Source organism: Campylobacter sp. BCW_4319, from assembly GCF_001764435.1.
GTDB lineage: Bacteria > Campylobacterota > Campylobacteria > Campylobacterales > Campylobacteraceae > Campylobacter_D > Campylobacter_D jejuni.
The window spans coordinates 53,790-79,722 of the sequence record NZ_MKAQ01000003.1; the positions used below are offsets into that span (position 1 = coordinate 53,790).

26 protein-coding genes and 1 tRNA gene are annotated in these 25,933 nt (G+C 30.8%); 25 read left to right on the forward strand and 2 right to left on the reverse strand.

The window, feature by feature from the left end:
- Positions 1-8 precede the first annotated feature (8 nt).
- Positions 9-1,478: a sodium/proline symporter PutP gene (gene putP, locus AJN56_RS01135; protein ID WP_002856275.1), complete on the forward strand. Its 1,470-nt coding sequence runs from the start codon at positions 9-11 to the stop codon at positions 1,476-1,478.
- Positions 1,479-1,493: 15 nt separating this feature from the next.
- Here putP and yedF read toward each other — a convergent pair whose 3' ends face one another.
- The gene (gene yedF / locus AJN56_RS01140) at positions 1,494-1,721 is read right to left on the reverse strand and encodes a sulfurtransferase-like selenium metabolism protein YedF (protein ID WP_002851188.1); all 228 of its coding nucleotides are present in this window, start codon (positions 1,719-1,721) and stop codon (positions 1,494-1,496) included.
- A 3-nt stretch (positions 1,722-1,724) separates the two neighbouring features.
- A complete protein-coding gene (gene yedE / locus AJN56_RS01145; RefSeq protein WP_002856175.1) occupies positions 1,725-2,933 on the reverse strand; it encodes a selenium metabolism membrane protein YedE/FdhT in 1,209 nt (402 codons plus the stop codon).
- Positions 2,934-3,072: 139 nt separating this feature from the next.
- On the opposite strand from yedE, the gene AJN56_RS01150 reads away from it, so the two are divergent.
- The 24 genes from AJN56_RS01150 (at position 3,073) to nifJ (ending at position 25,919) form a co-directional block, all read left to right on the forward strand.
- Positions 3,073-3,170 (forward strand) — tRNA-Sec (locus tag AJN56_RS01150).
- A gap of 27 nt (positions 3,171-3,197) precedes the next feature.
- Positions 3,198-4,448 carry an adenylosuccinate synthase gene (locus AJN56_RS01155; RefSeq protein WP_070246248.1) on the forward strand — a complete coding sequence of 417 codons (1,251 nt, stop codon included), beginning with the start codon at positions 3,198-3,200 and terminating at the stop codon, positions 4,446-4,448.
- Positions 4,445-4,873 (forward strand): flagellar export protein FliJ, encoded by a 429-nt coding sequence (locus AJN56_RS01160; RefSeq protein ID WP_002797496.1) that lies wholly within the window; start codon positions 4,445-4,447, stop codon positions 4,871-4,873. The genes AJN56_RS01155 and AJN56_RS01160 overlap by 4 nt, the downstream gene beginning before the upstream one ends.
- Positions 4,866-5,384 (forward strand): MotE family protein, encoded by a 519-nt coding sequence (locus AJN56_RS01165; protein ID WP_002855458.1) that lies wholly within the window; start codon positions 4,866-4,868, stop codon positions 5,382-5,384. The genes AJN56_RS01160 and AJN56_RS01165 overlap by 8 nt, the downstream gene beginning before the upstream one ends.
- A 92-nt stretch (positions 5,385-5,476) precedes the next feature.
- The gene (locus AJN56_RS01170; RefSeq protein WP_002851269.1) at positions 5,477-6,028 is read left to right on the forward strand and encodes a DUF507 family protein; all 552 of its coding nucleotides are present in this window, start codon (positions 5,477-5,479) and stop codon (positions 6,026-6,028) included.
- The gene (gene carA, locus AJN56_RS01175; protein ID WP_002851156.1) at positions 6,028-7,146 is read left to right on the forward strand and encodes a glutamine-hydrolyzing carbamoyl-phosphate synthase small subunit; all 1,119 of its coding nucleotides are present in this window, start codon (positions 6,028-6,030) and stop codon (positions 7,144-7,146) included. The genes AJN56_RS01170 and carA overlap by 1 nt, the downstream gene beginning before the upstream one ends.
- Positions 7,143-7,802 (forward strand): sulfite exporter TauE/SafE family protein, encoded by a 660-nt coding sequence (locus AJN56_RS01180; RefSeq protein ID WP_002856612.1) that lies wholly within the window; start codon positions 7,143-7,145, stop codon positions 7,800-7,802. Before carA ends, AJN56_RS01180 begins: the two co-directional genes overlap by 4 nt.
- Complete coding sequence (bumS, locus tag AJN56_RS01185) at positions 7,799-9,010, forward strand: butyrate sensor histidiine kinase-like phosphatase BumS (RefSeq protein ID WP_002855360.1); 1,212 nt, start codon at positions 7,799-7,801, stop codon at positions 9,008-9,010. The genes AJN56_RS01180 and bumS overlap by 4 nt, the downstream gene beginning before the upstream one ends.
- A 2-nt stretch (positions 9,011-9,012) precedes the next feature.
- Entirely contained in the window at positions 9,013-9,693 is a 681-nt protein-coding gene (gene bumR / locus AJN56_RS01190) for a butyrate response regulator transcription factor BumR (protein ID WP_002855907.1), read from the forward strand.
- Positions 9,694-9,818: 125 nt separating this feature from the next.
- Positions 9,819-11,285, forward strand: coding sequence for a cytochrome-c oxidase, cbb3-type subunit I (ccoN, locus tag AJN56_RS01195; protein WP_002851405.1), 1,467 nt, complete (start codon positions 9,819-9,821; stop codon positions 11,283-11,285).
- 12 nt (positions 11,286-11,297) lie between these two features.
- Positions 11,298-11,963, forward strand: a complete 666-nt coding sequence (ccoO, locus tag AJN56_RS01200) for a cytochrome-c oxidase, cbb3-type subunit II (RefSeq protein ID WP_002855439.1) — start codon at positions 11,298-11,300, stop codon at positions 11,961-11,963.
- A 4-nt stretch (positions 11,964-11,967) separates the two neighbouring features.
- A complete protein-coding gene (locus tag AJN56_RS01205) occupies positions 11,968-12,231 on the forward strand; it encodes a cytochrome c oxidase, cbb3-type, CcoQ subunit (protein WP_002851307.1) in 264 nt (87 codons plus the stop codon).
- Entirely contained in the window at positions 12,231-13,094 is an 864-nt protein-coding gene (locus AJN56_RS01210) for a cbb3-type cytochrome c oxidase N-terminal domain-containing protein (protein WP_002851306.1), read from the forward strand. The genes AJN56_RS01205 and AJN56_RS01210 overlap by 1 nt, the downstream gene beginning before the upstream one ends.
- On the forward strand, positions 13,091-13,312 hold the full coding sequence (locus AJN56_RS01215) for a DUF4006 family protein (protein ID WP_072224426.1): 222 nt from the start codon (positions 13,091-13,093) through the stop codon (positions 13,310-13,312). The genes AJN56_RS01210 and AJN56_RS01215 overlap by 4 nt, the downstream gene beginning before the upstream one ends.
- Entirely contained in the window at positions 13,309-13,410 is a 102-nt protein-coding gene (locus AJN56_RS01220) for a hypothetical protein (protein WP_002868225.1), read from the forward strand. The genes AJN56_RS01215 and AJN56_RS01220 overlap by 4 nt, the downstream gene beginning before the upstream one ends.
- The gene (locus tag AJN56_RS01225) at positions 13,407-14,006 is read left to right on the forward strand and encodes a hypothetical protein (RefSeq protein ID WP_002887732.1); all 600 of its coding nucleotides are present in this window, start codon (positions 13,407-13,409) and stop codon (positions 14,004-14,006) included. The genes AJN56_RS01220 and AJN56_RS01225 overlap by 4 nt, the downstream gene beginning before the upstream one ends.
- Positions 13,993-14,514, forward strand: coding sequence for a FixH family protein (locus AJN56_RS01230; protein WP_002877447.1), 522 nt, complete (start codon positions 13,993-13,995; stop codon positions 14,512-14,514). Before AJN56_RS01225 ends, AJN56_RS01230 begins: the two co-directional genes overlap by 14 nt.
- On the forward strand, positions 14,511-16,877 hold the full coding sequence (locus tag AJN56_RS01235) for a PD-(D/E)XK nuclease family protein (RefSeq protein ID WP_070246250.1): 2,367 nt from the start codon (positions 14,511-14,513) through the stop codon (positions 16,875-16,877). The genes AJN56_RS01230 and AJN56_RS01235 overlap by 4 nt, the downstream gene beginning before the upstream one ends.
- A complete protein-coding gene (locus AJN56_RS01240) occupies positions 16,874-19,639 on the forward strand; it encodes a RecB-like helicase (RefSeq protein WP_002855443.1) in 2,766 nt (921 codons plus the stop codon). Before AJN56_RS01235 ends, AJN56_RS01240 begins: the two co-directional genes overlap by 4 nt.
- A gap of 83 nt (positions 19,640-19,722) precedes the next feature.
- Complete coding sequence (gene rplM / locus AJN56_RS01245; protein WP_002779321.1) at positions 19,723-20,148, forward strand: 50S ribosomal protein L13; 426 nt, start codon at positions 19,723-19,725, stop codon at positions 20,146-20,148.
- A gap of 2 nt (positions 20,149-20,150) precedes the next feature.
- The gene (gene rpsI / locus AJN56_RS01250; protein ID WP_002851459.1) at positions 20,151-20,540 is read left to right on the forward strand and encodes a 30S ribosomal protein S9; all 390 of its coding nucleotides are present in this window, start codon (positions 20,151-20,153) and stop codon (positions 20,538-20,540) included.
- Positions 20,541-20,665: 125 nt separating this feature from the next.
- Positions 20,666-21,625 (forward strand): fibronectin-binding outer membrane protein CadF, encoded by a 960-nt coding sequence (gene cadF / locus AJN56_RS01255; protein ID WP_002869202.1) that lies wholly within the window; start codon positions 20,666-20,668, stop codon positions 21,623-21,625.
- Positions 21,625-22,266 (forward strand): HAD family hydrolase, encoded by a 642-nt coding sequence (locus AJN56_RS01260; protein ID WP_002869201.1) that lies wholly within the window; start codon positions 21,625-21,627, stop codon positions 22,264-22,266. The genes cadF and AJN56_RS01260 overlap by 1 nt, the downstream gene beginning before the upstream one ends.
- A 92-nt stretch (positions 22,267-22,358) precedes the next feature.
- Positions 22,359-25,919 carry a pyruvate:ferredoxin (flavodoxin) oxidoreductase gene (gene nifJ, locus AJN56_RS01265; RefSeq protein WP_070246252.1) on the forward strand — a complete coding sequence of 1,187 codons (3,561 nt, stop codon included), beginning with the start codon at positions 22,359-22,361 and terminating at the stop codon, positions 25,917-25,919.
- The last annotated feature ends 14 nt before the right edge of the window (positions 25,920-25,933 follow it).

The window sequence follows — 25,933 nt, forward strand, 5'->3', positions numbered from 1 at the left end:
AGAGATTGATGGAAGTGGTTCAAATTAATACCCCAATAGCAGTGATGTTTGTAGTGTATGCCTTATTAATGCTTTATATAGGTTTTTATTTTTATAAGCAAAATAAAAATTCAGAGGATTATTTTCTAGGTGGGCGTACTATGGGGCCTGTGATATCTGCACTTAGCGCAGGGGCTTCTGATATGAGTGGTTGGCTTTTAATGGGTTTACCAGGAGCTTTATATGTAAGTGGTTTTATAGATTCTTATATTGCAATTGGGCTTACTATAGGAGCTAGTTTAAATTGGATTTTTGTGGCAAAAAGACTTAGAATTTATACCAGTGTGATTGCAAATTCTTTGACTATTCCTGATTATTTTGAAACTCGTTTTGATGATGATAAACATATACTGCGCATTGTATGTGCGGTGGTAATTTTGATATTTTTTACCTTTTATGTTTCATCAGGGCTTGTAAGCGGAGCAAAACTTTTTGAAAGTACTTTTGGTATCAGATACGATTATGCTTTAACTACTGGAACGATTATTATTGTTGCTTATACTTTTTTAGGTGGATATAAGGCGGTTTGTTGGACGGATATGATACAAGGGCTTTTAATGATGATGGCTTTAATTATTGTACCTTTGGTTATGCTTTATCATTTAGGTGGTTTTGGTGAAGCGATGAATATAGTAAGAGAAATAAAGCCACAAGCTTTATCTATGGGCGAAGGAGTAGGAATTGTAAGCATTATATCTGCACTTGCTTGGGGTTTGGGTTATTTTGGTCAACCACATATTTTAGTGCGTTTTATGTCGATTCGTTCTACTAAAGATATTCCTATGGCCACTTTTATAGGTATTGCTTGGATGGCGGTTTGTCTTTTAAGTGCTTGTATGATAGGTATTTTAGGTATAGCTTATGTGCATAAATTTGAATTAAGTTTGCAAGATCCTGAAAAGATTTTCATCGTGATGTCGCAGCTTTTATTTAATCCTTGGATAGCAGGTATTTTACTTAGTGCTATTTTAGCGGCTATTATGAGTACGGCAAGTTCACAATTGCTGGTTTCAAGTTCTACTATAGCGGAAGATTTTTATAAAAAGATTTTTAGAGAAGATGCACCAAGTCATATTGTATTAAATTTAGGTAAATTAGGTGTTTTATTGGTAGCTGTAATAGCGTTTTTGATTTCTACTGATAAAAACTCAAGTGTTTTGAGTATAGTTTCTTATGCATGGGCTGGATTTGGAGCTTCTTTTGGTTCTGTAATGCTTTTTTCTTTATTTTGGAGTAGGATGACAAGAGTAGGAGCGATCTTAGGTATGATAACAGGAGCTGCTACTGTGGTGCTTTGGAAGAATTTTGCAAATTCAGGTCTTTATGAAATAGTTCCAGGGTTTTTAGTAGCTTCGGCGGTGATTATTATTGCAAGTTTGTTTACAAATGTAAGATCTGGAACTAAAGCAGCTTATGAAAAGATGTTAAAAGAGCTTTGAGAACAAAAGCCTTTTTTAAGGCTTTTGTATTAAAAATCTTAGCGTGGGTCCACTTTGATCGATTTCAAGCACTTTAAAACCACGGTTTTTTACATCTTGAGGTATGGAATTGATACTTTGTGGGCAATCGCAAAGCACTTCCAAAATTTCTCCACTTTTAAGCTTAGGTAAGACATCAAGTGTTGCTATAGCAGGATAAGGACAAGCTTCACCTTGTAAATTTAAACTATAAGTAATTTTCACTGTTTATCCTTTAAGTTGATTTTTAAAAAAGTGTTTTTTGTAAAATACTACAAAAACAAACATTAAGATGAATAAAATAAGGTTGATAAAAAATCCATTTAAATTGCCAAATTCAGTTAAAAGATTGATTTTTATACCTTCTTTAAAAGCTTTTGGTAAAAAGTCATAACTTAAAGCTAAAATCATAGTTCCTATTATATTTGCAATTCCTACTATTATAAAATGACTTTGTCCTTCAAAGGCACGATAAGTCCAACCACACTCGCAACCTCCGGCAAAAACTATACCAAAACCAAACAAAAATGCTCCCACAGCTACAGCAGGAGAAAGTTCTATGAGTTTGCTAGTATGACCTTGCAAGATAAAAGCAAAAGCGATTAAAGAGGCGATAATCATACCGATTAATGCGCCTTTTATAGCATTATCTCTACCAAATAAAAATAAATCTCTAAAGCAAGAAGTAAAACAAATTTGCCCTCTAGAAATAACAAAACCAAAAACAAAACCAAAAATCAGTGCTAAAGCTAGAAGACTTTGTTTGTTTTGTGTGCTGATATTGCCATTTGTAAAAACAAGATAAAACACCCAAACTAAAAAGGCTATGAAAAGCAATATGCCTAAGTTAAAATATAATTTTGTACGCAAACTTTGCTTGTTTAACGGCAAGTTTTCTTTATTTACACGTTCTAATTTAGCTTTAGGTTTAAAAAAGGAAGTGTTGCAAATTTTCACTCCTAGATAAATTCCTAAAACCATAAAAACAGTAAAAAGCCAAGTGTGTAAAGAAAAATAAGGTAAACCTGTAAAAAAATTAGCTAAATTGCATCCAAATGCAAGTCTTGCTCCATATCCTGAAAGAATTCCACCTACTATTGCTTGAAAAATTCTTATATTGCTAGCAGGTAGACGAAATTTGACTTTGTTAGCTAAAAGTGCGGCTACTAAACAACCTATAAACATACCTATGAGCATAATACCATCAGTTCTTGTTAAAGGGGTTCCATTTAAATTTTGCTTTTGGTAATAAGAATATCCATCTAAATTCATACCTAAAAGCTCTAAAAACTCGCCACCCCAACGTGTCATTTCTCCAGTAACAGCCCAAACGCCACCAAAAATCCCAAAATACACTGCACTTAAAATTCCAAGTGCAATCATAGAACGGGGATTGTCCCAAAAATTGATTAAATATTTTTGTTTAAAAGAATTCAAAGAAAGATCCTAAAAATGTAATCATCAAAACTTGATGCTAAAAAAGAGTGAGATTATAGCTTAAATTTAATATGAAGTCAAAAAGAATATTGATAAATTTATTTTGTTTTTCATTAAAAATCGCTATAATTATCACTTTGGAAGATTAGCGTATCTGGTGATCGCCACTGACTTCAAATCAGATGAAAGGATAGTTGACTATTCTTTGGGGAGTTCGATTCTCTCATCTTCTCGCCAATATTAAGTAAAATCAAGGAAATTTTTATGAGCAAAGCAGATATTATTGTCGGCATTCAATGGGGCGATGAAGGAAAAGGTAAGGTAGTTGATAAATTATGTGAAAATTATGATTTTGTTTGCAGAAGTGCAGGTGGACACAATGCAGGACATACGATTTGGGTAAATGGTGTAAGATATGCGCTTCATCTTATGCCAAGTGGAGTTTTGCATCCAAGATGTATTAATATTATCGGAAATGGAGTTGTGGTTTCTCCTGAAGTATTGATTGCTGAAATGGCTCAATTTGAAAATTTAAAAGGTAGATTATATATCAGCGATAGAGCTCATTTAAATTTAAAACATCATTCTTTAATAGACATTGCAAAAGAAAAGCTCAAAGGCAAAAATGCCATAGGAACAACAGGTAAGGGTATAGGACCTTCTTATGCAGATAAGATTAATCGTACAGGACATAGAGTTGGAGAGCTTTTAGAACCACAAAGACTTTGCGAGGCTTTGATAAAAGATTTTGAAGCTAATAAAACTTTTTTTGAAATGCTTGAAATTGAAATTCCAAGTGCTGAAGAATTGCTTGCTGATTTAAAACGTTTTAATGAAATTTTAACTCCTTATATTACAGATACTACAAGAATGCTTTGGAAGGCTTTAGATGAAGATAAAAGAGTACTTTTAGAAGGAGCTCAGGGTTCTATGCTTGATATTGATCATGGAACTTATCCTTATGTTACAAGTTCAAGTACTATTTCAGCAGGCGCTTTAACAGGACTTGGGTTAAATCCTAAAGAAGCGGGAAATATTATAGGTATTGTAAAAGCTTATGCAACGCGCGTGGGAAATGGAGCTTTTCCTACTGAGGATAAGGGCGAAGATGGAGAAAAAATTGCGCAAATTGGAAAAGAGATTGGCGTAAGCACGGGACGCAAAAGACGCTGTGGATGGTTTGATGCGGTTGCTGTAAGATATACAGCAAGGCTTAATGGTCTTGATGCTTTATCTTTGATGAAGCTTGATGTTTTAGATGGTTTTGAAAAGATAAAAATTTGTCGTGCTTATAAATATAAGGGTATGGAAATCGACTATATACCAAGTGATTTAGAAAATGTTCAACCTATTTATGAAGAAATGGATGGTTGGGATAAAGTTTTTGGTATAAAAGATTATGATTTATTGCCAGAAAATGCTAAAAAATATATAGCAAGACTTGAAGAGCTTGCAGGGGTTAAGGTAAAGTATATTTCTACTAGCCCTGAAAGAGATGATACTATCATCTTATGAAAAGTAAATATAATTCTGTTGTAAAGGTAAGAAAACAACAACTTGATAAAGCAGAATCAAATCTTAATCAAGCCAAACAAAGACAGCTTGAACATGAAAAAGCTTATGAACTTTCACGCCAAGAGTGTGAAAGTTTAGGCGTATTGCCAAAATCAGGATCTATAGCAGAGTTAAGATCGAATTTAAGTATGGCACAAGTAGGACGCGAGGCTTTGGCAAGAGCTAAGGAGAAAGTAGAACTTTCTAAAAAAGAAATGAATCATTATCAGTTTTTATATCAAAAAGCACATTTAGATTATGAAAAAATGAAGGTTTTAGAAGCCGAGGAAATTAAACAAAAGCAAAAAGAACTTGCCAAGGCTGAAGAAAAATTTTTAGATGAAATTGCAATCAGTCGTTTTTTCAAAGGAGAAAAAGATGATTAAAAAATTTATATTGTTAGTTTTTATTTCAAGTGTAGTTTTTGGAGCTGAACAAGATTGTGAGCAGTATTTTGAAGCTAGAAAAGCTCAAATTGAATTGCAAACTAGAGAATTTGATGAAGCAAGACAATCTTTAGAAGCTTATAAAGCCTCTTTTGAAGCTTTGCAAAAAGAAAGGCTTGAAAATTTAGAAAAAAAAGAGGCTGAGGTTAATGCAACTTTGGCAAAAATTGAAGAATTAAAGCTTGAAAATGCAAGGCTTGTAGAAAAACAACAAAAGATTTTAAATTCAATCAATGATAAAACTCAAGGTAGGGTTAAAGAAATTTATTCCCAAATGAAAGATGCAGCCATTGCAGATGTTTTAAGTCAAATGGATGCAGAGGATGCAAGCAAAATAATGCTTTCTTTGGAATCGCGTAAAATTTCAGGTGTTTTATCTAAAATGGATCCAAAAAAAGCTAGCGAGCTTACTTTGCTTTTGAAAAATTTAGATAATAATGCTAGTAATTAGGTGATTAAAATAATGAAAATTTTTCATTTTTAACATTCTTTTACCAAAAATAAGCTATTATTTCAAACATTATCAAATAAAAGGTTTTTAAGATGCGTATAAAATTACCACATATTCCTTATATCGCAAATAAAATGATGTTAGATATAGCTAATTCTTCTTTTGTAGAAATTAAAGATCAATTAGAAAAGCTTAAGGTATGTATAATAGAAGTTTTAGAGAAAGATATTCTAAATGAAAGAAAATTAGATGAAAGAGTAAAAGAGCTTTTAGAGCAACAAGAAGATGAAATGGAGCTTATGCAAGTAGATCGTAAAAATATGTTTTGGCTTGTGAAGAAAAAGTTAGCTCCTGAATTTAATGTGATTTTAGATTCTGAAGATAGACATAATCATCTAGCGCATCAAATTTTAGAAGAACTTGTAGAGAATGATTATATTAATTTTATAGTGAGTGAAAATAGAGTTAAAAATTTAATCTTTTCAAGCATAGAGTCTTATCTTAAAATTTATGAAAAACTTGAAGATGAGGTTTATGAGAAAATTAGCAATTATAAAACAAAACCTATTCCAGGTAGCGAAGAATATGATCTTATCTTTGAAAAACTCTATCAAGAAGAGCTCAGAAAAAAAGGTATGTTTTAATGAAGGCTTATATTTATTTAGAAAATGATATTTTTTTAAGTGCTAAGGCTTTTGGAAAGAGCGGTACTTTTTTTGGAGAGCTTGTATTTAACACTTCTTTAACAGGGTATCAAGAAATTATTTCAGATCCTTCTTATGCAGGGCAATTTATCGTATTTTCCATGCCAGAAATTGGTATAGTGGGAACCAATGAAAATGATAATGAAAGTAAGGAAATTTTTGCAAGTGGTGTTTTAATGCGTGAATTAAGTTCCAGTTTTTCAAATTTTCGCGCTAAAGAAAGTCTGCAAGATTATCTTGAAAAACATGGAAAAATAGGAATTTATGAACTTGATACGAGATATCTAGTAAAAATGATAAGAAATAATGGCAATTTAAGAGCTGTAATTTCAACTGAAATTTCAAATAAAGAAGATTTAAAAATCGCCTTAGAAAAATCAGCAAAAATTGATGAAGTAAATTTTGTAAAAGAAGTTAGCACTAAGAAAAATTATTCTCATAAACAAGGCGTTTGGAACGCTAGTTTTCAAAAATTTAATGATGCTAAAAGAAGTGAGAAAAAAGTTGCTGTTATAGATTATGGTGTTAAAACAAATATCTTAAATGAACTTGTAGAAGTAGGTTTTGAAGTAGAAGTTTATCCATATAATGTTAAAGCAGATGAGTTGATTACTCTGTATAAAAAAGGTGAAATTCAAGGCGTGTTTCTTTCTAATGGTCCAGGTGAGCCAAGGATTTTAAAACAAGAGATTGCAGAGATTAAAAAACTTGCAGAAGCTAAAATTCCTATGCTTGGAATTTGCTTAGGTCACCAGCTTTTAAGTAATGCTTTTGGATATGAAACTTATAAAATGAAATTTGGACAACATGGAGCAAATCATCCTGTGATCAATCTTGATACAAAAACGGTAGAAATTACCGCACAAAATCATAATTATAATGTTCCAGAAGAATTAGCTCAAGTGGCTCATATCACTCATAGAAATTTATTTGGCGATAATGTTGAAGGAGTAAGATATAAAGACTATCCTATTATTTCAGTGCAACATCATCCAGAAAGTTCTTCAGGTCCTCATGAAAGTAAGTATATTTTTAAAGAATTTATGAATTTGATGTGAGTATAGATTTTTTAGCTATTATCAGCGTTGCTTTTTTATCTAGTTTTGGACACTGCTATTCTATGTGTGGTGGTTTTAATTTACTTTTTATAAATTTGAATTCAAAAAGCAATAATTTATTTTTATTAACTTTTATTTATAATTTGTTTAGAATTTTTGCTTATATTGTTTTAGGGATAATTTTTGGGACTTTTGGGAATATCTTGGCAATCAATGCTAAGGTTCAAAGTTTGTCATTTTTTATTCTTGGTATATTTATGATGATTTTGGGTTTTGCTCTTATTTTTAGAGGCAATATGTTATCTTTTATTGAAAATAATGTTTTTTTTGATAGTTTTGTAAAGAAAATTATTAAAAAATCTAAAAATTTTAAAGGATTAAAATCAGCCATATTTTTAGGATTTTCAAATGGTTTTGTTCCTTGTGGATTGGTGTATTTTTTTATAGCCAATGCAATGAGTAAGCAAAATATTTTTGAAGGTATTTTGGTAATGATGATTTTTGGAATATCAACTTTACCTGCGATATTATTTTTTTCTAAAATTTCACAGTTTTTTAGTGATTTTTTGAAAAATTTGTTTAATTATTTATCGTATGGCGTTATTGTTTGTTACGGTATAAATCTTGCCTATATAGGTTTTAAGGCTTTTCAATGAAAGATTTTTTTAAAGATCAGTTTTTTAAAGCTCTTGAAAAAAATACAATTTTTTCAAGAGCTGATGTTCAAGGAAATTTAATTTTTGTCAGTGATAAGCTTTGTCAAATAAGTGGATATAGTAAAAAAGAGCTTATAGGAAAAAAACATTCAATATTTAAACATCCAGATGTTGAGGAATGTTATATTGAAGAACTTTTAAAAAAACTTTCATATAAAAAACCTTATCAAGTTATTTTTAAAAATATTGATAAATTAGGCAAAACTTTCTATCTTGAAACTTTATTAATCCCCATATTGGATAAAAATAATGAATTAATAGAAATAGTAGCATTCTCTCATGATGTTAGTAATTCTTTTAAGCTTAATGAAGAGCTTGCTCTAAATCACGCTAAATTAAGAGAATTAAGTATTAATCTTGAAAATACAGTTAAAAATCACCAACAAGAATTTATACAGTTAGGTAAAAAATTTGAGAAAAAAATGCAAATTGCCTTGGAAAAAAATGAAAAAGATATTAAAATAGCATATGAAGAGATTTTGAAATCTTCATTAGAACAAATGATTAGCGATATAGCACATCAATGGAGACAACCGTTAAATGAGCTCGGTATTGCCATGTTTCAAATGAAGCAAAATCTTAAAGATGAAAAAGGATTTGCTGAAATTTACTCACAATCAAAAGATATGATTAAAAATATGTCAGAAACAATTGATGTGTTTAGAACTTTGTTTAACAAAGGAGTAGAGCAGTGTGTATTTATAAAAGAGACTTTAAATAAAGCCTTGGAAATTGCTTTTGAAACTATAGAAAAAAATCATGTAAATATTAATATTGTTTCGAAAAGTGATTATGAAGTTTTGGCATATGAGAATGGTTTAATAAGAGTTTTTCTTAATTTGATTTTAAATTCAATAGAAGCATTTAAAAACAAAAAAAGGAAAATCATAACAATAAATTTTTCAAAATTTGGAAAAAATTATCTGAAAATTACAATAAAAGATAATGCTGGTGGGATTGATAAAGAAAATTTAGATAAAATTTTTCAACCTTATTTTACAACAAAACATCCTAGTCAAGGTATAGGAGTAGGACTTTATATAAGTAGACAAATTATCGAAAGTTTCCAAGGAAAAATAAAAGTTAAAAATGGAAAAGACGGGGCTTGTTTTGAAGTATTTTTAAAGCTAAAAGAGAGGGTAGAGTAAAAATGTCACAAGAATGTAAAGAATTGATAATATTAGTAGTTGAAGATGAGATTAAGACTAGAGAATCATTGATTAATGTATTAAGCGAACGCTTTAGTAAAGTAATTGGAGCTCAAAATGGAGATGAAGGGCTTAAAAAATTTAAAAAATTTAAACCGGATTTAGTTATCACAGATATTGCTATGCCTATTATGGATGGACTGGATATGGCAAGAGAGATTAAAGAAATTTCAGATGATGTCCCAATTGTTGTTCTTAGTGCATATTCAGAGAAAGAGAGACTTTTGCGTTCCATTGATATCGGTATAGATAAATATTTAATTAAACCTGTTGATATAGAAGAATTATTCAAAGTCTTAGATTGTTTAGTAGGTGAAAAAATTGAAGCAAATATGCTTGTAAAAATTTCCGAAGAATATCAATTTAACAAAACTAAACGAACTTTGATTCATAATGGTAAAGAGATTGTTTTAACTAAAAAAGAATTGGCTTTTATTTCTTTGCTTTTAAAACAACCTGGGGTTTTGGTTTTGCATGAAGATATTAAGAAAAATGTTTGGATAGGTGAGCATGTGAGTGATACTGCTGTTCGAACATTTATAAAAAGAGTAAGAGATAAAGTGGGTGAAGATTTTATAAAAAATGTGCCAAGTTTAGGTTATAAGATAAATATCAATAAATAAGACTGATTTAGCCTTAAAATATAAAGCATAACAAATGATTAACAAAATTATCATTTTTAAGAAAAAATGTATAATTAATATTCTATAATATTCTCTTGTTATCAAAAATTTTAAGGAGAAAGTCGATGCATCCAGGTAATGTATTAAATTACGACTATACGGTTGCAAGATATTTTATGTTTGCGACCATATTGTTCGGCATTGTTGGTATGGCTATAGGAACTCTTATAGCTTTTCAAATGGCATATCCTAATTTAAATTATTTAGCAGGAGAATATGCCACTTTTTCAAGACTTAGACCACTTCATACTTCAGGTGTGATTTTTGGTTTTATGCTTTCAGGGATTTGGGCAACTTGGTATTATATAGGTCAGCGTGTTCTTAAAGTGAGTATGGCTGAATCAAGATTTTTAATGGCTGTTGGTAAGCTTCATTTTTGGCTTTATATGCTTACTATGGTTTTAGCTGTTATATCTTTGTTTATGGGTGTGACTACATCTAAAGAATATGCAGAGCTTGAGTGGCCTTTAGATATTCTTGTTGTTCTTGTTTGGGTTTTATGGGGTGTAAGTATTTTTGGACTTATTGGAATTCGCCGTGAAAAAACCCTTTATATTTCTCTATGGTATTATATAGCTACATTTTTAGGTATAGCTATGCTTTATCTTTTTAACAACATGGAAGTACCAACTTATTTTGTTACTGGAATGGGTAAATGGTGGCATAGTGTATCAATGTATGCAGGAACAAATGATGCTTTAGTACAATGGTGGTATGGACATAATGCTGTGGCATTTGTATTTACTGTGGGTATTATTGCTCAAATTTATTACTTCTTACCAAAAGAAAGTGGTCAGCCGATTTTCTCTTATAAACTCTCTTTATTTGCATTTTGGGGCTTAATGTTTGTTTATCTTTGGGCAGGTGGTCACCATTTGATTTATTCAACTGTACCTGATTGGATGCAAACTATGGGTTCGGTTTTCTCTGTAGTATTGATTTTACCTTCTTGGGGTTCAGCGATTAATATCTTGCTTACTATGAAAGGTGAGTGGAGTCAGCTTCGCGAGAGTCCGTTGATTAAATTTATGATTTTGGCATCAACTTTCTATATGTTCTCAACACTTGAAGGGCCAATTCTTTCAATTAAATCTGTTAATGCTTTAGCACACTTTACAGATTGGATTCCAGGACATGTTCATGATGGAACATTAGGTTGGGTAGGATTTATGACTATGGCTGCGCTTTATCATATGACTCCTAGAGTTTTCAAAAGAGAGCTTTATAGCAAATCTTTAATGGAAGCTCAATTTTGGATCCAAACCACAGGTATAGTTCTTTATTTTGCTTCAATGTGGATTGCGGGTATTACTCAAGGTATGATGTGGAGAGCGACAGATGAGTATGGTAACTTGCTTTATAGCTTTATTGATACTGTTGTGGCTATTGTTCCTTATTATTGGATTAGAGCGATTGGTGGATTGTTGTATCTTATCGGTTTCTTTATGTTTACTTATAATATTTACAAAACAATTGCTTGTGGAAGAGTGCTTGATAAAGAACCAAAAAGCGCTTCGCCTATGGCAGCATAAAAAGGAGAAAATATGTTTAGTTGGTTAGAAAAAAATCCATTCTTTTTTGCTGTAGCTGTTTTTGTAGTGATTGCTTATGCAGGCATAGTTGAAGTTTTACCAAATTTTGCAGAAAATGCAAGACCAATTGAAGGTAAAAAACCTTATACGGTTTTACAACTTGCAGGGCGTGCAGTATATATTAAAGATAGTTGTAATGCTTGTCATTCACAGCTTATTCGTCCATTTAAATCAGAAACAGATCGTTATGGTATGTATTCTGTAAGTGGTGAATTTGCTTATGATAGACCTTTTCTTTGGGGCTCAAAAAGAACAGGACCTGATCTTGCTCGTGTAGGAAATTATAGAACAGCTGATTGGCATGAAAATCATATGTGGGATCCTACTTCTGTTGTTCCAGATTCTATTATGCCTTCATATAAGCATATGTTTAAAAATAATGCAGATATTGAAACTGCTTATGCTGAGGCTTTAACTGTGAAAAAAGTTTTCAATGTTCCTTATGATACAGAAAATGGAACAAAACTTGGTTCTTGGGAGGATGCGCAAGCTGAAGTAAAAGCTGAAGCTCAGGCTATAGTTGATCAAATGAAAAATCAAGAAGTAAAAGATGCTTTTGCTAAAGGTGAAATCAAAGAAATAGTTGCTTTGATCGCTTATTTAAATAGCTTAAAGTAAGATGATGGAACATTTATCAATAGTTTTTGATGTGATTAAAAATTTAATCACATTTGATTTAGCAACAGTTCAAAAACATGAGTGGGAGATTTTCCAAGGTTATGGTTTTTTTGCACTCGTGATGTTTTTGTCAATAGTATTATATGCGTATTGGTATCATTTATATAGAACAGAAAAAAAAGGTGAGAGAAATTATGAAAATTATGCAAACCTTGCCTTAAAAGATGATATTGATGATAGTGTATTAGAAAGTAAAAGGAGTGCTTAATGCAATGGTTAAATTTAGAAGATAATGTTAATCTCTTATCTTTAATTGGAGCTATTCTTATCATTTTAATCACACTAGTTATTGTGGGTAGAATGTTTAAGCAAATGAAAGAAAAAAAAGGCGAGTCAGAGCTTAGTGAACATAGTTGGGATGGAATAGGAGAGTATAAAAATGCTGTTCCTACTGGTTGGGCTGTGGTATTTTTCCTGACTATTGTTTGGGCTATTTGGTATTTTCTATGGGGATATCCTTTAAATTCTTTTTCAAGTATAGGTCAATACAATGAAGAAGTAGCAACTCATAATACAAAATTCGAAGAAAAATTTAAAAATTTATCTCCTGAAGATAAAATAGCAATGGGTCAAAATATCTTTTTAGTTCAGTGTTCAGCTTGTCATGGAATTACAGGCGATGGTATCAATGGTAAAGCTCAAAATTTAAATATTTGGGGTAGCGAAGAAGGTATAATCAATGTAATTAAACATGGTTCAAAAGGTATGAATTTTCCAGGTGGAGAAATGCTTGGTGCTGCTGATTTAGGTGTGGCAGAAGAAGATATCCCTGCTATTGCTGCTTATGTAGCAAAAGATCTTTCAGCTATTAAGAAAACTGCAAATGAAAATTTAGTAGCAAAAGGTAAAGAAGCTTATGCAACTTGTGCAGCATGCCATGGAGAAGATGGAAAAGGTCAAGATGGAATGTTCCCAGATCTTACAAAATACGGTTCTGCAGCTTTTGTAGTAGATGTTTTACATAGTGGTAAGGCTGGTTTTATAGGAACAATGCCGAGTTTTCCAACACTTAATGATATTCAAAAAGAAGCTGTTGGCGAGTATGTAATTTCTCTTTCAAGGGGTGAATGATGGAAAATAATAATAGATGCGTGTTTTCTCTTTCAGGTGTTACAGGTATGTTAATTGCTACGGTTTTGTTACTTGCTATCTTAGTAGTTTTAACTATTTGGGGTCTTAAAGCTCAGCAAGAAGTGATGCAAAAGCCATATAGTCTTAAAGATGTACAAAGTGTAAAGATGTTTGGTTCAAAAGAACAAGATCATAGAAGTATAAAGGAAGCACAATGAGTAAGGCTTTGGAATATTTAATTGTTATTGGTTTAGTTGCTGCTGCTGCAATCACCGCTTGGTCGGTTTTGACCGTAAATCATCTTCATATAGGATGAAAAAAATATTACAAGATGGCTTTTTAGCCATCTTCTTCTTTGTTTTATTGCCTTCTAGGGTTTTTGCTCTTGATGCTGTACTTTTTAATGAAAATATTTTAAGTCAAAAAGTAAGCAATGAGATTAATCTTATAGGAAAAGAGCTTTACCAAAAAAGTAATATTTTTATCGGTGTTATGGTTGGTGATAAAACTGAAATTGAAACTTTATTAAATAAACAAAAAGAACTTCCTCAATCTTATATATTGCTTCTTTTGTCAAAAAATTCTCACAAAGTTGATATAGTGGGCTCAAAAGGTGCTTTAGCTTTGATTGATAAAGAAGCTGTACTTAGTCCTTATCCTGGAACAGGATCTATTTTGCCGATATTAGCTACAAATAAAGGTGATATTTATAATGCTGCTATACTTAATGGTTATGCAGATATTGTAGATCGTGTGGCAAAATCCTTGGGATTACAATTAGAACATTCTATAGGCAATGCAAATCGTGATACTATCAATATCTTAAGAATACTTATCTATGGATTTATTTGCTTTGCATTGTTATACTATGCACAAAGAAGAATAAAGAGGAAAAAAAATGTTAGAAACTAAAAAAAGTTTTTGGCCTTATGGTATTTTGCTTTCACTTTTGGCTATAATTATTGCTTGTATTGTAACGATTTTTATAGCAAGTCACCATCCTGTGTATGAGGATGATTTTTATTTTGACTCTTATCAAAATGTTGAAAATAATTACAATCAAATACAAAAACAACAAGTAAATTTTGATAAATTTTTTAAAGTAAATTTTCAAAATGATAAAATCACTTTTATTGGTAAAAGAAAAATTCCTAGTTATGAAGTGGATCAAAATTCCTATGTTGCAAATTTTAAAATTTCTGCATTACAAAATATAAATTCTGATGATTTAAAAGTTCAAGCTCTTCTTACAAGACCATTCACTAAAAATTTTGATCAAAAGTTAGAAGGACAAGTTAAAAATGGAATTTTAAGTATCGCTTTACCTAAACTAGATAAAGGTAGATGGGAGCTTAAGCTAAAGTTTTATGCAAATCAAGAAACAGTGGGTTTTTTTAGCTACGAATTAAATGCTCAATGAAATTAAGAATTTTTACTTCTTCAAGACAAATTAGAGAGTATTATAACCAAAAAAAACAGCAAAATGCTTTATTAGATAGTGCTATTCATATAGGTGAATTTTTAGATAAAGTTTGTTTGAGCAATTTTCATAAGGCAAGTTCTTATGAAAGTTTGCTTTTAATGCAAGAAGCTTGTCTAAAAAGTAAGGATTTAGAAAAAAAACTAGGAATTTCGGTAGAATTTTTTGCTTTTTTGAAAAATAACGAATATCTTTTTTCTTTTTTTAAAGAACTTAGTTTAGAAAAAAAAAGCATAGAAGATCTTAAAAACAATGATTATTATGCTACCTATAATGAACATTTGGAAATTTTAGATGAGGTATATAAGAATTATCTTGCTTTGCTTGAAAAGAATTCTTTTTATGATGATCTTTCTTTGCCTAAAAATTACACTCTTAATAAAGATTTTTTAGATGAGTATGAAGCTATAGTTTATGATTTGCAAGGTTTTTTGAGTAAATTTGAAGAAAATTTATTAAGTGAAATTTCTCAGATTAAAGAAGTGGTTTTAAGTTTTAAAACAAGTAAATTTAATCTTGAATATCTTTTAAAACTTGATTTTTTAAAAACATTTGATTTAAAAATAAACACTCATTATGAAATCAATCTTTCAAAACAAGAGATTTTAAAAGAAGAAATTTTTAAAACAAAAAATTCAAAAATTAAACTCAAATCTTTTGAATTAAGGGCTTTACAATGCGCCTTTGTTATGGATGAAATTTCACATTTTGTACGCAAAGGTTTAAAGCCTGAAAATATTGTAGTTATAACTCCAGATGAAAGTTTTTGTGAGTTTTTAAGACTTTTTGATAAAGACAATATGCTTAATTTTGCAAGTGGGATTAGTATTAAAGAAAGTTTGTTTTATCAAAAATTTCAAGCACTTTATGAAAGTGCTAGTAGTGCTTCTTTTGTTTATAAAAATCAAGAGGATTATTTTGAAGATACGCAGATGATTTTTGATTATCACAATACGCTTTTACATTCTTTAAAGCTTGATTTTATAGAGTTTAAAAAGTATTTTGATGAGAAATGTGATTTTGAATATTTTGAAAAATTACTTGCTTTGTTTTTAGAAAATGAAAAACAAGAGCTTATTTATTTGATACGAAAAGAACTTTATTTTATTAAAGATTTATTGAAAAATCAGTCTTTAACTCTTAAAGAGTTGATCCATCTTTTTTTCATGCAAATTTCACAACTTTCCCTTAGTGATGTAGGTGGAGGTAAGGTTACGGTAATGGGACTTTTAGAAAGTCGTGGGCTTTGTTTTGATGGGGTAATTTTGGTTGATTTTAATGAAGAATTTATTCCTAAAAGAAGTGTTAATGAGCTTTTTTTAAACAATGAAGTGCGTAAAAAAGCAGGATTGATTAGCTATGATAGAAGAGAAAATTTACAAAGATTTTATTATGAAAGCTTGATGAAAAATGCTTTAGAAGTAAGTATTTGCTTTGTGGAAAATGAAGAAAAAAGCAAATCACGTTTTTTAGATGAACTTGATTTTGACTTTTTTTATGAAACTCATATCCATCAAAAAGCTTATCTTAATGCTTTAAAATTAGACTATGAAGGCATAAAACCTAATCTAACTCCTATAAAAGCTCCTATTTTAAAGCATAATCCTTTCGAGTTTCCGCTTTCTTTTAGTCGTTTTAATTTATTGGAAAATCAAAAAAGAACTTATTATTATCGTTATATTTTAAATTTAGCAGAACCTAGGGTTTTAAGCGAGGAAAGCAAAGCGAAAAATCAAGGAAATTTCATCCATAAAATGCTTGAAATTTATTATAAAAATTATGTAAATAATGATTTTGATATAAAAGTTTTTGCAAATTTATTGGATAAAGAATATCAAAAATACAATATTAGCGAACTTGATCTTGAAGTATTTAAATTAAAATTTATACAATTTGCTAAAAATGAAAAAGAGCATTTTTCAAAAGGCTTTTATGTCGCACATACAGAGCTTGAGTTAAACAATATTTTAAAGCTTGGAGCAGATAGTATAAAACTTAAGGGCACTATAGATCGTATTGATAGTTCAAAAGAAGGTAATTTGATCATTGATTATAAAAGTGGAAAAGTATCAAGTAATTCTTATCAACTTGCTTTTTACCAAGCCTTATATGATGAAAATGCAAACGTGGGTTTTTATGATTTAAATAGTATGCAAATATTGCACCAAAAAGCTAAAAGTTTAGATGAGCTAAGAGAAAGACTTAAAGACTTAGTTCTTATGAGCAAGGAAGAAATAGAGTTTGAAAATGAACAAGATGAGTACTGTCCTTATAAACTCATTTATAAAAAGGAATTAAAATGAGTCAATTTGAGCCTTTTTTGGCATTAGAAGCGAGTGCGGGAAGCGGAAAAACCTTTGCCTTGAGTGTGCGTTTTGTAGCACTTATTTTAAAAGGAGCTAGGATTAATGAAATTTTAGCTTTAACTTTTACCAAAAAAGCTGCTAATGAAATGCAAAAAAGAATTATTGAGACTTTTTTAAATTTAGAAAAAGAAAATAAAACCAGTGAATGCAATGAACTTTGCAAGCTTTTAGGTAAAGATAAAGAAGAGCTTATTTCTTTAAGAGATGCTAAAAAAGAAGAATTTTTAAGAACAGAGTTAAAAATCAGTACTTTTGATGCTTTTTTCGGAAAAATTTTGCGTGTTTTTGCTTTAAATTTGGGTTTAAGCAGTGATTTTGCAATGAGTGAAGAGAAGCTTGATGTAAGAGAGATTTTTTTAAAACTTCTTAAAAAAGATGAATTAAAAGATTTGGCTTATTATATTAATTTAGTTGATGAGAAAGAAAATTTTTTTAACGAGCTTGAAAAATTTTATGAGAATGCTTATTTTCAAAATCTTCCTAAAATTCCAAATCCATCTAAAGCTTATATCAATAAAGCTTATAGTGAGTTAAGAAGTTATTGTTTGGGTCTTACTCATGTAAAAAATTATAAAAACTTGTGTGACAATTTTAAAAGCGAAGTTTTAGATTTATCCGTGTTTATGCAATCAAGTTTTATGACAAAATTTGAAAGTACAAAATATTTACAAGATTTAGAAAGCACTAACTTGTATTTTAGCGCAAAAAGAATGGAGCTTATAAATGCTTTAAATACTTATGCTATAGAGCTTGAAAATTATAAAATTGCTAATTTAATGAATCTTTTAAATCATTATAGTGAAGCTAAAAATATATTTCATAAAGATAAAAATACCTTAAATTTCCAAGATGTGAGTAAAAAAGTTTATGAGTTAATAACCAGTGAATTTAAGGATATGATTTATTTTCGTTTAGATGGCTTTATTTCGCATTTGCTTATTGATGAATTTCAAGATACGAGTGTGATCCAATATCAAATTTTACGCCCTTTGATCGCTGAGCTTGTTTCAGGAGAAGGGGCTAAGAAAAATCGCACTTTTTTTTATGTAGGAGATAAAAAACAAAGTATTTATCGCTTTCGTAAAGGAAAAAAAGAATTATTTGATTTGTTAAAACAAGAATTTAGTCAAATTAAAAGTGATAGTTTAAATACTAATTATCGTTCTAAAGAGCTTTTGGTTGATTTTGTTAATGAAACTTTTAAAGAAAAAATCAAAGATTATAAAGAGCAATTTGCCTTAGAAAGTAAAAAAGGCGGTTTTGTGCGTATTGTGGAATCTAAAGAACAAAAGGTTAAAAACCAAGCCCAAGAAATCAAGGAAAAGACTTTAGAAACTTTATTTGAGCAAATTAATTTTTTAAGATCTAAAAATATTTCTTATGATGATATTTGTATTTTGTGTTGGAAAAATAGCGATGCAGATATGGTTTTGGATTTTTTAAGAGAGCAAAAAATTCCCGCATTTACTCAAAGTAATGTTTTGCTTGAAAATAAAGCAAGCGTAAGACTTGTTTTAGAATATGCTAAATATTGTATTTTTGGCGATGAGTTTTACTTGGTATTTTTAAAAGAACTTTTAGGTTTTGAGCCCAGAAAAATCGCCCTTGATTTTTCAAAAAATGCTATGGAAAATGTACTTTTTTTAATAAAGGAATTAAAACTTGATTTAAATGATATCGCTTTAATACAATTTATCGAATATGCTAAAACTAAGGAAAATTTTTTAAAACTTTTATTTGAGCCTTGCGCTTTGAAAATAGTAAGCGAACAAAATATGGGTATTAGTATTATGAGTGTGCATAAATCTAAGGGTTTGGAATTTGATCATGTGATTTTGCTAGATAGTTTATCTAAAAACAATTCAAACAATGAAGATATCATGCTTGAATATGATATCAATCAAGGTTGGCAACTCCATATTAAAGATAAAATTCGAGAGCTTACTAAAGAGCCTATTTACACCCTTTTTAAAGAAAATATTACAAGAGCAAATTATGAAGATGATATCAATAAACTCTATGTGGCTTTTACAAGAGCTAAGGAAAGTTTGATCATCATAAAAAGAAATGAAGAAAGTGTAAATGGAAATTATCCAAGTTATTTTAAGGGGGGATTTTTAAATATACATTCTCAAGAGAGAGGTTTTTTAGAAAGCAAAGAACAAATTTTAAGCGTTAAAAAAGAAAGCATTCAAACTTTGCAAAAATTTGAAAAAATTAGCCCACAAGAAGTTCAAAGTGAAGAAAAGCTTGATAGTAAAGAGCTATATTTTGGAAATACTTTTCACTTTTTTATGCAAAATTTAAAACTCCCTAAGGGTGAAAATTTTCAAATACTTACTCAAAGATGCAAGAGTAAATTTAGACATTTTTTAGATGAGAGTGATTTTGAAAAGCTTTTTAAAAGAATTGAAATTTTACTTAAAAATACTCAATTTCAAAATTTGATTGGTGATGGAAAGCTTTTAAAAGAACAAGCTTTGAGTTTTAATGGAGAAATTAAACAATTAGACTTGCTTGCTTTAAAAGATGAAGAAGCTTTTATAATTGATTATAAAACAGGTCTTGCTATGCAAGATAAACATAAAGAGCAAGTAAGAACTTATAAGATCGCCATTAGTGAAATTTTGAAAAAAGATAAAGTACATGCTTTTATAGTTTATTGCTTGGAAAATGAAATTCAAATTTTGGAAATATAAACTTTATTTTTACTTAAATTAAGTAAAAATTAATATTATTTTTTATACAATCACATTTTAAATTTTTGGCAAAGGTAAAAATTATGACAAAGATAACAAAGCCAAACGAAGTAAAACGAGAATGGATTGTTTTAGACGCAGAAGGCAAACGCTTTGGTCGTCTTTTAACTGAAGTAGCAACAATTTTGAGAGGTAAAAACAAGCCTTGCTTTACTCCAAATGTTGATTGTGGTGATTATGTAATTATCATCAATGCTTCAAAAGCTGTATTTACAGGTGCTAATAAAGCAGAAGATAAGCTTTATCATAGACATTCAGGATATTTTGGAAGTGTAAAAAGCGAAAAATTTGGTGATTTACTTGAAAAAAATCCTGCAAAATTATATAAATTAGCAGTTAGAGGTATGCTTCCTAAAACAAATTTGGGCAGAGCTATGCTTAAAAAATTAAAAATCTATGCGGGTAGTGAGCACCCACACACTGCGCAAATTGCTAAAGAAGGAAAATAATCATGGCAACAACATACGCAACAGGTAAGAGAAAAACTGCTATCGCAAAGGTATGGGTAAAACCAGGTAGTGGTAAAATTAGTGTTAATGGTGTTGATTTAAACACTTGGCTTGGTGGACACGAGGCGATTAAGCTTAAAGTGGTTCAACCTTTACTTGTGACTAAACAAGAAACTTCAATGGATATTAAAGCAACTACTTTAGGCGGGGGCTATAGTGCTCAAGCTGAAGCTTTAAGACATGGAATTTCAAGAGCTTTAGCAGCTATGGATGCTGATTTTAGAGCCTTATTAAAACCTAAAGGACTTCTTACTAGAGATAGTAGAACTGTTGAGCGTAAAAAATATGGACGCCGCAAAGCAAGAAGAAGCCCACAATTCTCTAAACGTTAATATTTTTTGGTGGGATTTTCCCACCTTTCTACAATTTTTTATAAAACTCATCCTTTTTTCTGTCATTTATGATATAATTGCAAAATTTAAATTTTTATTTTATAACACAATGAAAGGTTTTTTCTATGAAAAAAATATTATTATGTTTAGGTTTGGCAAGTGTTTTATTCAGTGCTGATAACAATGTAAAATTTGAAATCACTCCAACTTTAAACTATAATTACTTTGAAGGTAATTTAGATATGGATAATCGTTATGCACCAGGGATTAGACTTGGTTATCATTTTGACGATTTTTGGCTTGATCAATTAGAATTTGGGTTAGAGCATTATTCTGATGTTAAATATACAAATACAAATAAAACTACAGATATTACAAGAACTTATTTGAGTGCTATTAAAGGTATTGATGTAGGTGAGAAATTTTATTTCTATGGTTTAGCAGGTGGAGGATATGAGGATTTTTCAAATGCTGCTTATGATAATAAAAGCGGTGGATTTGGACATTATGGCGCGGGTGTAAAATTCCGCCTTAGTGATTCTTTGGCTTTAAGACTTGAAACTAGAGATCAAATTAATTTTAATCATGCAAACCATAATTGGGTTTCAACTTTAGGTATTAGTTTTGGTTTTGGTGGCAAAAAGGAAAAAGCTGTAGAAGAAGTTGCTGATACTCGTCCAGCTCCACAAGCAAAATGTCCTGTAGAACCAAGAGAAGGTGCTTTGTTAGATGAAAATGGTTGCGAAAAAACTATTTCTTTGGAAGGTCATTTTGGTTTTGATAAAACTACTATAAATCCAACTTTTCAAGAAAAAATCAAAGAAATTGCAAAAGTTTTAGATGAAAATGAAAGATATGATACTATTCTTGAAGGACATACAGATAATATAGGTTCAAGAGCTTATAATCAAAAGCTTTCAGAAAGACGTGCTAAAAGTGTTGCTAATGAACTTGAAAAATATGGTGTAGAAAAAAGTCGCATCAAAACAGTAGGTTATGGACAAGATAATCCTCGCTCAAGCAATGACACTAAAGAAGGTAGAGCGGATAATAGAAGAGTGGATGCTAAATTTATTTTAAGATAATGAATAAAACTATTTTATTTGATTTAGATGGCACTTTAATTGATTCTACTGATGCTATTTTAAATTCTTTCCAAGGAGCTTTTAAAGCCCTTGGATTAACTTCTAAAAATAATGAAGAAATCAAAAATCTCATAGGTTATCCTTTAGAGCAAATGTTTAGAATGCTTTATCCGGATAAAGTAAATTTAAGTAAAGAATTTGTATTATCTTATCGTGAAATTTATGCACAAATTTATTTAGAACAAACCACTCTTTTGCCTAAAGCAAAAGAAGCATTAGAACTTGGAAGCGAAATTGCAGATATTGGTATAGTTACAACAAAAGGAGGTAAATTTACTCCGATTTTACTTGATTATTTGGGAGTTAAAAAATTCTTTAAAACTTTAATTACTCTTGAAGATGTCACAAATCCAAAGCCAAGTTCCGAACCTATAATTTTAGCCTTAAAAAGACTCAATAAAACTCAAGAAAATGCCTATATGATAGGCGATACAATATTAGATATTCAAGCTGCAATTTCTGCTAATATCACTCCTTTGGCCTTAACTTGTGGTTATGGCAATGAAAATGAATTAAAAACCCATTCTATGGTATTTTTAAACGCATATGAGGCTGTTAATTATATAGCTAGATTAAACTAATTTCAAGTTTTCGTTAAACGCCTTTTAAGAGAATTTATAGTAAATTGATAGCTAAAAAATTATAAAAATTATCAATATAAAGGAAGGTCTCAATGGGTAAAATTATGAAAACTATGGACGGAAATGAGGCTGCTGCATACGCTGCGTATGCTTTTACTGAAGTTGCTGGAATTTATCCTATTACACCTAGTTCTCCTATGGCTGATTACACCGATATGTGGGCAGCTGCAGGCAAAAAAAATCTTTTTGGAGTTCCTGTAAAAATCGTAGAAATGCAAAGTGAAGCAGGTGCTGCAGGTAGTGTGCATGGATCTTTGCAGGCTGGGGCTTTGACTACAACTTATACAGCTTCTCAAGGATTACTCCTTAAAATTCCAAATATGTATAAAATAGCAGGTCAATTACTCCCCTGTGTAATCCACGTAGCAGCGCGTTCTTTGGCTGCTCAAGCTTTGTCTATCTTTGGTGATCATCAAGATATTTATGCAGCAAGACAAATTGGTTTTGCTATGCTTTGTTCGCATTCTGTGCAAGAAACCATGGACTTAGCTGGTGTAGCACATTTAGCTGCAATTAAGGGAAGAGTGCCATTTTTACATTTTTTTGATGGTTTTAGAACAAGTCATGAAATTCAAAAAGTTGAAGTGATGGATTATGCGCATTTTGATAGATTATTGGATAGAGAAGCTTTGCTTGAATTTAGAAATAATGCTTTAAATCCAGAAAATCCAAAAACACGCGGAACAGCACAAAATGATGATATTTATTTTCAAACTAGAGAAGTAAGCAATCGTTTTTATGATGCTTTGCCTGATGTTGTTAATGAATATATGCAAGAAATTTCAAAAATCACAGGTAGAGAATATAAACCATTTACTTATTATGGACACAAAGAGCCAGAGCGTGTGATTGTTGCTATGGGTTCTGTAACCCAAGCACTTGAAGAGGTAGTGGACTATCTTAATGCTAAGGGTGAAAAAGTAGGGATTTTAAAAGTTTATCTTTATCGCCCATTTAGTTTAAAATATTTCTTTGATGTTATGCCAAAATCAGTGAAAAAAATTGCAGTTTTAGATAGAACCAAAGAACCAGGAAGTCTTGGGGAGCCACTTTATCTTGATGTAAAATCAGCTTTCTATGGAAGAGAAAATGCTCCTGTTATAGTAGGTGGAAGATACGGACTTTCTTCAAAGGATGTTGATCCTGCTCAAATGATAGCAGTATTTGAAAATCTTAAACTTGATAATCCAAAAGATGGCTTTACTGTAGGTATAGTTGATGATGTAACTCATACTTCACTGAGTACTGGAGAGAAAATTTCACTTGGAGATGAAAGTACGATCGAATGTTTATTTTACGGACTTGGTGCTGATGGAACTGTGGGCGCAAATAAAAACTCGATTAAAATCATCGGAGATAAAACGGATTTTTACGCTCAAGCTTATTTTGCTTATGATTCTAAAAAATCAGGGGGTTATACAAGAAGCCATTTGAGATTTTCTAAAAAACCTATCCGTTCAACTTATCTTGTTTCAACTCCGCATTTTATCGCTTGTTCGGTAGCGGCTTATTTGGAAATTTATGATGTTTTAGCAGGAATTCGCAAAGGAGGAACTTTCCTTTTAAATAGTATTTGGAATGCTGAAGAAACCATAAGACAACTTCCAGATGCAGTAAAGAAAACTTTAGCTGAAAAAGAAGTAAATTTTTATATTATCAATGCAACCAAACTAGCTCGTGATATAGGTTTGGGAAATCGTACAAATACCATTATGCAATCAGCCTTTTTCAAACTTGCAAAAATCATTCCTTATGAAGATGCACAAAAATACATGAAAGAGCTTGCGTATAAATCTTATAGTAAAAAAGGCGATGCTATTGTAGAAATGAATTACAAAGCTATTGATGTGGGGGCTGATGGACTTGTAAAAGTTGAAGTGGATCCAAATTGGAAAAATTTAGAGCTTAAAGAAAAAGAACAAACCAATGCCTATAAAGGCACTGAATTTGTTGAAAAAATCGTAAAACCTATGAACGCAGCTAAGGGTGATGATTTACCTGTTTCAGCCTTTTTAGGTTATGAAGATGGAAGTTTTGAACACGGCACAACCGAATACGAAAAACGCGGTGTTGGGGTTATGGTACCAAGATGGATAGAGGCAAATTGTATTCAATGTAATCAATGCGCTTCAGTTTGTCCACATGCTGTTATCAGACCATTTTTGATTAATGATGAAGAAATGGCAAATGCACCTCGTGGAGTAAAAGATCATGCTTTAGAAGCTAAAGGAACCAAAGGAGAAAAATTAAGCTTTAAAATTCAAGTTTCTCCACTTGATTGTACAGGCTGTGAGCTTTGTGTTCATGAGTGTCCTACTAAAGAAAAATCTTTGGTTATGGTACCACTTCAAGAAGAGATGGATTTTGGTGAGCAAGAGAATGCGGATTATTTATTTAAAGAAATTACTTATAAAGATGATATTTTAAATAAAGAAACCACAAAAGGAGCGCAATTTGCCCAACCTTTATTTGAATTCCATGGGGCATGTCCTGGATGTGGGGAAACTCCTTATATTACTTTAATTACAAGATTGTTCGGTGAAAGAATGATTGTGGCTAATGCTACAGGTTGTAGTTCTATTTATGGGGGTTCAGCTCCATCAACTCCTTATAGAAAAAGTGTGAAAAATGGACACGGTCCTGCTTGGGGAAATTCACTTTTTGAAGACAATGCTGAGTTTGGTTTGGGTATGAAAATTGCAACTGAAAACACAAGACACCGCATTGAACATATCATGAATGAAAGCATGCAAGAAGTGCCAAATGCTTTATCGGCTCTTTTTAAAGATTGGATTGCAAATAAAGATAATGGTGCTATGTCTGTGGAAATTAAAGATAAAATGATCCCTATTTTAGAGCAAAATAAAAATATTAAAGCGGTGCAAGATATATTAGAGCTTAAACAGTATTTAAGTAAAAAATCTCACTGGATTTTTGGTGGTGATGGTTGGGCTTATGATATAGGCTATGGTGGACTTGATCATGTTTTGGCAAGTGGAGAAAATGTAAATATTTTAGTGCTTGATACAGAAGTTTATTCTAATACAGGCGGTCAAAGTTCAAAATCTTCTAGAACAGGGGCTGTGGCACAGTTTGCAGCAGCAGGCAAACCTATACAGAAAAAAGATCTAGGTCAAATTGCCATGACTTATGGTTATATTTTTGTAGCGCAAGTAAATTCAACGGCAAATTATGCCCATCTTATCAAGGCTATCACTGCAGCTGAAGCTTATGATGGACCATCTTTGGTGATTTGTTATTCTCCTTGTATAGCTCATGGTATTAAAGGTGGGCTGGGTTACTCAGGAGAGCAAGGTGAGCTTGCTACAAAGTGTGGTTATTGGCCACTTTATACCTTTGATCCTCGTTTAGAAGAACAAGGAAAAAATCCTTTAACTCTAACAGGAAAAGAACCTGATTGGGATTTATATGAGCAATTTTTAATGAATGAAGTGCGTTATAATTCACTTAAAAAAGCAAATCCTGAACACGCTGCTGAGCTTTTTGAACGCAATAAAAAAGATGCTCAACGTCGCTATAGACAACTTAAGCGTATCGCTATGGCTGATTATAGCAATGAGGTTGAAAGCTGATAAAATATATTTTT

What these genes read in the sequence shown, in the direction of transcription:
- AJN56_RS01210 (WP_002851306.1), top strand. Translation starts at nt 12,231, where the DNA reads ATGCAATGGTTAAATTTAGAAGATAATGTTAATCTCTTATCTTTAATT.
- AJN56_RS01235 (WP_070246250.1), top strand. Translation starts at nt 14,511, where the DNA reads ATGAAATTAAGAATTTTTACTTCTTCAAGACAAATTAGAGAGTATTAT.
- rplM (WP_002779321.1), top strand. Translation starts at nt 19,723, where the DNA reads ATGACAAAGATAACAAAGCCAAACGAAGTAAAACGAGAATGGATTGTT.
- AJN56_RS01240 (WP_002855443.1), top strand. Translation starts at nt 16,874, where the DNA reads ATGAGTCAATTTGAGCCTTTTTTGGCATTAGAAGCGAGTGCGGGAAGC.
- putP (WP_002856275.1), top strand. Translation starts at nt 9, where the DNA reads ATGGAAGTGGTTCAAATTAATACCCCAATAGCAGTGATGTTTGTAGTG.
- bumR (WP_002855907.1), top strand. Translation starts at nt 9,013, where the DNA reads ATGTCACAAGAATGTAAAGAATTGATAATATTAGTAGTTGAAGATGAG.
- ccoO (WP_002855439.1), top strand. Translation starts at nt 11,298, where the DNA reads ATGTTTAGTTGGTTAGAAAAAAATCCATTCTTTTTTGCTGTAGCTGTT.
- AJN56_RS01170 (WP_002851269.1), top strand. Translation starts at nt 5,477, where the DNA reads ATGCGTATAAAATTACCACATATTCCTTATATCGCAAATAAAATGATG.
- AJN56_RS01225 (WP_002887732.1), top strand. Translation starts at nt 13,407, where the DNA reads ATGAAAAAAATATTACAAGATGGCTTTTTAGCCATCTTCTTCTTTGTT.
- AJN56_RS01155 (WP_070246248.1), top strand. Translation starts at nt 3,198, where the DNA reads ATGAGCAAAGCAGATATTATTGTCGGCATTCAATGGGGCGATGAAGGA.
- AJN56_RS01260 (WP_002869201.1), top strand. Translation starts at nt 21,625, where the DNA reads ATGAATAAAACTATTTTATTTGATTTAGATGGCACTTTAATTGATTCT.
- rpsI (WP_002851459.1), top strand. Translation starts at nt 20,151, where the DNA reads ATGGCAACAACATACGCAACAGGTAAGAGAAAAACTGCTATCGCAAAG.
- AJN56_RS01230 (WP_002877447.1), top strand. Translation starts at nt 13,993, where the DNA reads ATGTTAGAAACTAAAAAAAGTTTTTGGCCTTATGGTATTTTGCTTTCA.
- ccoN (WP_002851405.1), top strand. Translation starts at nt 9,819, where the DNA reads ATGCATCCAGGTAATGTATTAAATTACGACTATACGGTTGCAAGATAT.
- cadF (WP_002869202.1), top strand. Translation starts at nt 20,666, where the DNA reads ATGAAAAAAATATTATTATGTTTAGGTTTGGCAAGTGTTTTATTCAGT.
- AJN56_RS01220 (WP_002868225.1), top strand. Translation starts at nt 13,309, where the DNA reads ATGAGTAAGGCTTTGGAATATTTAATTGTTATTGGTTTAGTTGCTGCT.
- nifJ (WP_070246252.1), top strand. Translation starts at nt 22,359, where the DNA reads ATGGGTAAAATTATGAAAACTATGGACGGAAATGAGGCTGCTGCATAC.
- bumS (WP_002855360.1), top strand. Translation starts at nt 7,799, where the DNA reads ATGAAAGATTTTTTTAAAGATCAGTTTTTTAAAGCTCTTGAAAAAAAT.
- AJN56_RS01205 (WP_002851307.1), top strand. Translation starts at nt 11,968, where the DNA reads ATGGAACATTTATCAATAGTTTTTGATGTGATTAAAAATTTAATCACA.
- AJN56_RS01165 (WP_002855458.1), top strand. Translation starts at nt 4,866, where the DNA reads ATGATTAAAAAATTTATATTGTTAGTTTTTATTTCAAGTGTAGTTTTT.
- carA (WP_002851156.1), top strand. Translation starts at nt 6,028, where the DNA reads ATGAAGGCTTATATTTATTTAGAAAATGATATTTTTTTAAGTGCTAAG.
- AJN56_RS01160 (WP_002797496.1), top strand. Translation starts at nt 4,445, where the DNA reads ATGAAAAGTAAATATAATTCTGTTGTAAAGGTAAGAAAACAACAACTT.
- AJN56_RS01215 (WP_072224426.1), top strand. Translation starts at nt 13,091, where the DNA reads ATGATGGAAAATAATAATAGATGCGTGTTTTCTCTTTCAGGTGTTACA.